General features: G+C 34.1%; 3 protein-coding genes and 4 pseudogenes. 2 read left to right on the plus strand and 5 right to left on the minus strand.

The features are described 5' to 3' along the window. Positions 1-150 precede the first annotated feature (150 nt). The 4 genes and pseudogenes from FTV03_RS16395 to FTV03_RS16410 form a co-directional block, all read right to left on the minus strand. Positions 151-879: pseudogene (locus FTV03_RS16395) on the minus strand (phage late control D family protein); the annotation flags it as partial. A gap of 33 nt (positions 880-912) precedes the next feature. Then, positions 913-1125, minus strand: a pseudogene (locus tag FTV03_RS16400) (IS5/IS1182 family transposase); the annotation flags it as partial. A 233-nt stretch (positions 1126-1358) separates the two neighbouring features. Further along, positions 1359-2270, minus strand: a complete 912-nt coding sequence (locus FTV03_RS16405; RefSeq protein ID WP_104442427.1) for a ParB/RepB/Spo0J family partition protein — start codon at positions 2268-2270, stop codon at positions 1359-1361. An 11-nt stretch (positions 2271-2281) separates the two neighbouring features. After that, on the minus strand, positions 2282-3058 hold the full coding sequence (locus tag FTV03_RS16410) for a ParA family protein (protein ID WP_130075507.1): 777 nt from the start codon (positions 3056-3058) through the stop codon (positions 2282-2284). 942 nt (positions 3059-4000) lie between these two features. Here FTV03_RS16410 and FTV03_RS16415 point away from each other — a divergent pair. After that, positions 4001-5179 (plus strand): replication initiation protein, encoded by a 1179-nt coding sequence (locus FTV03_RS16415; RefSeq protein ID WP_104442428.1) that lies wholly within the window; start codon positions 4001-4003, stop codon positions 5177-5179. Between the two features lie 176 nt (positions 5180-5355). Further along, a pseudogene (locus FTV03_RS16420) lies at positions 5356-6500 on the plus strand (IS3 family transposase). Positions 6501-6560: 60 nt separating this feature from the next. Here the strand turns inward: FTV03_RS16420 and FTV03_RS16425 are convergent. Then, a pseudogene (locus tag FTV03_RS16425) lies at positions 6561-7181 on the minus strand (IS5 family transposase); the annotation flags it as partial. Positions 7182-7889: the final 708 nt, after the last annotated feature.

The following is a 7889-nucleotide window of genomic DNA, read 5'->3' on the forward strand; positions in this document are numbered from 1 at the left end:
TTAATAGATTTACCTTGTTGATGAAGTATTTGGATTGTCACTGCTTGCTCCAAAGTTAACATGTTGAGCAGTCCAAAATGACCGCTATATTAACCAAGGGGGTCAGTTTTTAAATGCCATTAGGGGGGCATTTTTACACTGCCGCTAACAAGGCAAATTATTTTGGTTATAAAAGGTCTTTGCTGTGATTAGAAACTCTTGATCGGAACCTTCATGTTGATCAATTTTAGGATGTTCTTTGAACTTAAACCAATACCCGACATGTGCATCACGTACTGTTGAAGTCGCACTAAAGTACTTGGCTTGCGAATTGAAGTATTTGCTTAAATTTTCATTCAGTTTTTCAATTTGTTTGTTGCCAGACTGAGTTGCACCATCTTCACCTTTGAGGTCTTGTATCCATGCAGGACTGATGTGAAAGGCTTGTTCTAAGCCTAAACTTACTACATCTTGATTATCTGAATGCTGATGTTTTGTGAGTACCGAGCCTGCACCTTCTTCTTGTGCTAAAGCATCTGCTTGCCATCTTTGAAGGTGTACCGCAGTTAGTTGTAGAGAACGCAATCCTGTGAATGCTGTGATAATGTCTTGTCATTCTGTAGCACTACTTCGATGAAAACGAATATTGCGACGATCTAATGCTTGAAATTGGGCATTATCATCAATTAAGCGTAGCTTTTGTGGTTTGATCTGTTCAGATGAACTCCATACTTGATGCTGTGCTTCATCAATCAGTGTAGTTACACCTTCAGAAGCTAAAAGTCGTTTAATAAAGTCGTAGTCGGTTTCATTGCTCTGCATGATGAAGGGACGAACATCATAGCTTTTGCTTAATCCGCTTTTATCTAAGGTTAAGCTAGAAGCGAGTAATGGGCTTTTCACTTAAATCCAAAACATCAAACAAATCAGATGCACTTTCAAATCATGGGTCTTGGTATCATTAATAATAAATTCAGTAGGATTTCCATCCGCATCCACAACTAAATGGATTTTAGAACTATTTCCACCAACGTTATTAGAAATAGCTTGGTCTTTCACTCCGGTCGTATGTTGATGCACTCGCATACGAGATGCATCAATAGAAACCTATTCTAGATTTGCATCATTTGATAATAATTTAAAGACTTAGACCATTGATTATGCGCCAGCATTGTTGTAATACATAACAAGAAGGAATGTGGTTTGTCGATTGAATTTTACTTTCTCACTATTTTTTATACAACAAATGTCAACAGCATCTAACTTTTATAAATATATATTATAAAAAAATTGTTTTTAATTAACATTAATTTTATTACTAGGTATCACCAAGATTATACTATCAGACATATTTTAAAGAAAAGAAGTGTAGCAAGTTGCTACACTTCTTGATTTTTCTCTACCAACTCTTTCAATAGATTTTCTAATTTTTCCAAACTAGCATCATCAAAATGAGAAATTTTTAAAGAAACCTTTAATAACTTATCATTAAATTTAATATTTCCAGCAACTTTCCCAGCATATTCAATTTTTTTTACAAGCGATGTTGATGGAGAGTCATTATTATCTTGAACTAGATATTTCGTAGCTTGTGCAACAGCCTTAGTTTGCTCAAGTTGGCCATTCTTTACTTTTGTCCAAACAGTTAACAAGGCTTTTTCAGCACGTTGTTTTATTTCGTCGTGATCTGCAAGAAATTTTTTAAAAGCTGTTGCAGCAGTTCGACCTAATAACTGGGGCTCATTTACCAAATCATTCAAGATGGCTTTAGGCAACTTTTCAAAAGATAAATATTTATACATGTCTTCGCGATTTAAGCCTAAAGACTTCGCTAAACGTTGTTTATTTTTCTTTAAATTTTCATCTAAGCCTACTAGACCAATATAGATTTCGAAGTCTGTTAAATCCTGGCGTTTTAAATTTTCAGCTAGTGTAAGTAGTGAAGCTTCTTCATTATTTGCATCAATAATAATTGCTTCAATGGTCGATTTTTTTAGAATTTCATGCGCACGTAATCGACGTTCACCTGCAATCAGTTCAAATTTTAAATTTTCAAGTTTACGAACAGTGATGGGTTGCAACAAACCAACTTCATCGATCGATTCAGCCAGTTCTTTGATTTCCTGCTCATCAAATTTTCTACGCGGTTGATAAGGACTCCGTGAAATGTCTTCAATGGGGACATTTCGTCTAAATTCCTTTAATTCCTTGATATTATCTTTTTGAGCTAATTGATGCTTTTGAGTATTTTGTTTCAGCTTTTGAGCTAAAAGTTCTTTTGCAGTTGCCATAAAATTCTCAATCAGTTAACTTTAGCTAAAACTTCTTTAGCTAAACTTTCAAAAGCCTTTCGAACCTTTCCACTTTTGTCTAGCTTAAGTAAAGACTGCTGCATAATTGCGGCTTGATTTACTTTTGTACTTTGTGGAATAGTCGTTTCCATAATATAGCCCACTTGCTTAAATGCTTCATCACGAATGAGTTTACAAACATTTTGTCTCTCATCGTGCTTAATAAGTAGTGCACCTAATAATTGTAACTCCGGATTGATTCGCTTTATTTTTTCTAAATGATTAAGTAAGTCTGTAACACCATATAGACCATATTGTGAGCCAGATTCAATCGGGATAATTACATGTGTTGAAGATGCTAAAGCATTACTCGTCAATAGTTTTAAACTTGGAGGGCAGTCAATTAAAATAAAATCATAAAGATCTTTTAATAGTTCTAATTTTGTAGTGAGTTCTTCTGATGGTCTTGGCGCATCTTCTTTTAATTGGTCCTCAGTTTTTCCTAAATTGAGAGAACCATAAATTAGTGAAACATTATCAAAATTAGTATCTTCTTCTAAAGCGTCAGTAAGTAATGAGACATCACCTACTAATAACTCAGCGGTTGTTACTCCAATTTCACTTGGATGTTTTAAACCAATATGCAAGCTAGCATTTGCTTGAGGATCTAAATCGATTACAAGCACTTTTTTTCCTAAGTTTGCTAGCTCAGAGGCTAAATGAACAACTGTTGTTGTTTTACCACAACCACCCTTGTGATTCGCAACAGCAATAATTTTTGCAGACATACTTGTCAAATCATTCTATATTTACAATTACTATTAATATAAATAACTTTGGGCTAAGTTACTACACCTTTTAAATTTAAAACAGTCATTTGTATAACGCTAAAGCAATTTTAAATTTAAAGTTTTATATAGCTAGCTTATTTAATAATTAATAGTAATTAATAATTAAGTTAATTAATAATTAAGTTGATATTTTTTATTTAAAAACAATAGCATATCAACTTTAAGGTGGAGGGTTTGTCACCTTAAAGTGGAAGAGTTGTCCTCTATAAGTGGAAAGATGATCACTTAAAAGTGGAATATCTGTCACTGTAAAGTGGAATATTTGTCACTTAAAAGTGGAGTGTTTGTCACTATGGTGGAATGTTTTTCACTGTTAATTATAAAATATATGTATTATCATTTAAAATATATATAAAACAATTATTTATAATGTTGATAAGTTAGTGAATTTAAGTGCAAGAGTGGAAAAAAAATCACTTACAAAAATAATATTGTGGATAAAGTTGCAAGGCTTTTTTTTACTACACCATTTTTTGATATATTCATTGATCTAAGAGTGGAAAGAATTTCACGCACTCACCCTAGAATGCAGAAATTTTGTTCTTATGACTAAACTCGATATTTTTTTTCAGTGATCTGCGTTTTTAAAGGTGGAAAACTTGTCATATCGAAATAGGTTAATTGATTATTTAAAATCCATTATGGGTATTTATTCATCAATCCGTATTTCTATAAAGAATCAAAAACATCTAAAAGTGGAGTATTTGTCATCTTGGGGTGGAATTTAAAAATATATTTCCACTTTAATTGATTTTTACCTAAATTTGGTGACAAGTATTCCACCTTAGGTTTTTTAGGTGAAAGTGTTGAATCTTTTTCCACTTTTTTATATAACATGCATAATCAAGTTAAGCACACTTAAAATAGTTAATACACTTTATGTCAGAACTAAGCCATAACAAAGAAGAGCTGGATTCAATCCCGTACTGCATAGGTAATATTCGTCACAATGGGGTTGTAAGTACTAGCAATCGTTTGATACGACCTATTGAATTGTCAGCGAATGAATATAAAGCACTTTTATATGCGATGGCTGTTGCCAATTACGGTGAGAAGAATCATATCGATAAAGAGATTAGTGAACAAACATACATTTATCTGTATAAAGATGATTTAGCTGAATTACTGGGATTAAGTAAGCGAAATTCAATTAATGTAGCCATTGATCGAATTTACAAAGAACTTTCATCCCGTGTGGCGCACTTTGTAATTGAAGAACCTGTAGATGATATAAAGAAAAAGACTAAAAGAGTTCACTCGGTTGTCCCTATTATCCGTGAGTTAAGATGGGAAGATGATTCAAAGAATGCACTTCAAATCAGATTTACCAGTGAAGTATTACCTTACTTTACTCAATTAGCTGGTGGTAATTTTACTACATACCAACTAAAACATTTATTTGCTCTAGATTCAGTTGCAAGTATGAGTCTTTATACCTATTTCATAAAAAACGAATTCAAATTTAAGACTCAAGAAATCTACGAAGTTCCATTATTATTAGAGAATCTCAAAGCTCTAATTGATATAAATGAAACTAAATATGACCGTTGGGTCGATTTTCGACGTTATGTATTAGATAAAATTGTAGCTGAAATTAATGAAAACACCGATCTACAGTTAGAATATGAAACAATTAAAAAAGGACGCCCTATTGTAGGCGTAAAATTTAAACTACATCATCGTGGTTTTGAAAAGCCTGTAATTGAAAATAAAAAGGCCGAAAAATTAAAGATCTACTTAGATGTTCCATTTGAAGATAATGCTGAGGTAAAAGATCTAGGTGCAAAATTCGATACCACTGTACGTTCATGGTATATTTTTAATGATGATGCTAATTATTTACAGCTTGAAAAGTGGTTTAAGACTGTAGGTTGCCTCACAGACTCTCAAGCAAACGTTGTTATCAATGATTCATTATTTCAAATGGATTTTGCTGAAGTTGGAATGAGCTTAAGTGACTTTAAGAGAAAAATGAAAAATAAATTGAAAACTGATAGTAAATTTGTGGAAGACATCAAGGATCGTCTAAATGAAATTTTCGGAAAGGATATTATCTAGGAGTGTAGCAACTTGCTACACTTTTATCGGCTATTCTTAGTTCAAGAAACCACTTATAACTTTAATTAGTAAAACAGTTATATTGAACGTTTATTTCAACAGAGATGGATCCGGAAATTTGAACAACTCCTATAATTGATATTCTGCTCCTCAAATGATGTTATAAACATCAATATATGGAGTATTTTATGGCACGTAGACCAAGAAGAAATCATTCAAACGACTTTAAGGCTAAGGTAGCACTTGCTGCGATCAAAGCAGAAAAAACACATGCTGAATTGAGTTCTGAGTTTAATGTTCATCAAAACCAAATTATTGACTGGAAAAATCAATTGATCTCAGCTTCCTCACAAGCTTTCGATCAATCAAAAGCTCCATCAGAACCCCCCATTGATCTTAAAAAGTTACATGTAAAAATCGGTGAGCAGGCATTAGAAATTGATTTTTTAGAAGGTGTGTTGAAGAAACTGGACTGCTTCAACCACAAAAGTTAATCGACCACTCACTTCAGATTTCAGTATCTAAAAAGCTAAGTTATTGAAAGTCTCTCGTGGTTGTTATTATTATCGCCCAAAACCTGTTAGCTCATCAGATCTGAAACTGATGCGATGTATTGATGAATTACATATGCAATATCCTTTTGCAGGCAGTCGTATGATGCGTGATTTGTTGAATCTTCAAGGGCATCATATAGGACGACGTCATACACGTACTTTAATGAAGAAAATGGGTATTCAGGCGTTATATTGCAAACCAAATTTAAGCCAGGCTAATCAAGCTCACCGTAAATATCCATATCTGCTCAAAGGATTGGCTATTCAGCGCAGTAATCAAGTGTGGTCTACGGATATAACGTATATCCCTATGGCAAAAGGCTTTGTTTTATTTATGTGCTGTGATTGATTGGCATAGCCGCAAGGTACTTGCGCATAGGGTATCGATTAGTATGGAGGTGGATTTTTGTATTTCGGCTTTAAATGAAGCGATTGAAAAATATGGATCACCTGAAATATTTAATACAGACCAAGGTAGTCAGTTCACCAGTGATGCATTTATTGATGTATTGAAATCAAATGGCATTCAAATCAGTATGGATGGTAAAGGTCGATGGATTGATAATGTGATGGTTGAACGATTATGGCGGAGCGTTAAATATGAAGAGGTGTATCTCAAAGCTTATAGCAGTGTCACAGATGCGAAAAAGCAATTGAGTGCATATTTTGAGTTTTATAATTTGAAACGACCTCATTCGAGTCTAGACAAAATGACACCAAATGAGTTTTACTATGATCAGCTACCGCAACAAAACAAGGTGGCTTAACTAGAGCAGAATATCACTTATAAATACGCTTTTAGTTGTTCAAACAAGTGGAACCACCTCTATCAACTGGCGACACCGCTTCGTGTCATAAGCACCATCGGTATAAACGAAGTCAATATGCTCATCTTGAGGAATCTGATCAAGTAGATCACCAAGTACTTGTGAATCACTGACATTATTTGTCGTAAGCTGAACATCACGTATTTGCAGTGTTTCAGCATCTATACCAAGATGCAGATTACGCCATTGCCGACGGTATTCAGGCTGATGCTTCTTACGCTTCCATTCGCCTTCACCTAAAAATTTTAAACCCGTAGAGTCGACGAGTAGGTGTAACCCATCACGACTTTTCTGGTAGCTAATTTGAATATCAATATACTTTTGTCTTCTACAAAGCGTCGTGAAGTCTGGTGCTGTCCAATCTAATCCGCAAAGTATAATTAAGCTTTGAACAAAACCAGTAACCATGCGTAAAGTGAGTCTAAATATAGATTTGATCATCAAACAGCATTGAATCGCTATGTCGGAGTAGGTTTGACTTCGACCTTGTTTGCCTTGAGGTTCTGCATACCATTGTGTTTTTGGATCGAACCAAATGGCAATATTCCCATGATTAATGAGAGCTCTGTTATATGCGAGCCAATTGGTTGTGCGGTAGATTTTGTGTGTAGGCTTCTTCATTTGGAAATTATATCGCTGAAAAAGCCGTTACAGATAGGTTTGTGCAACAAAGCCATTTACCAAGTAAAAGTTTCCGTTTTTATCAGCACACATCACTTTACTACGTGTACTGCAAACTGGCGAGTTTGAGCTGTTAGGTGATACGAAAACCCGGAAAACTAATGTTTGAGTGATGGTGGCTTGCAATGAAAGCCTGAAAAAAAGCAGTGGAAGAGGGCCGTTTCCGTAGTGACCTATATTACCGCTTAGCTACCTATCCAGTTCTGATTCCTTCTTTGAAAGAACGCCGTGAAGATATCAATCTGCTGGTTGAATACTATATCCACTTCTTTGAGAAGCAGTATCACAAGACATTTAATGACCCCAACCTTGGCAAGGTCACCGAGATTTATTTCATTAAATGATGTTATTTGTAAGTATATGATTTAATTGGTAAGATGTGGTTTTTGGTGGGCTAAAATTTAGATCAATTTAGATCATTTAATGTGGTTTTGGTCACTTTATTTTAGACGTTTTAGTTTATAAAAGTCACCTATGTTTTGATGCTGATTTTCATGAGAAATAATGATAATATATAATTTAATAGATCTCTTTCATAAATCAAAAAACGATCTTCTTTTTGGTTAATATTTGCACTCCGGATTTCTTAGCATTCGTGCATAATCTGCGGATGAAATACATCGATTCAAACAAGCTTTCTGATCCTCA

The sequence above is a fragment of the Acinetobacter sp. YH12218 genome (genome assembly GCF_013417925.1).
Taxonomy (GTDB): Bacteria; Pseudomonadota; Gammaproteobacteria; order Pseudomonadales; family Moraxellaceae; genus Acinetobacter; species Acinetobacter amyesii.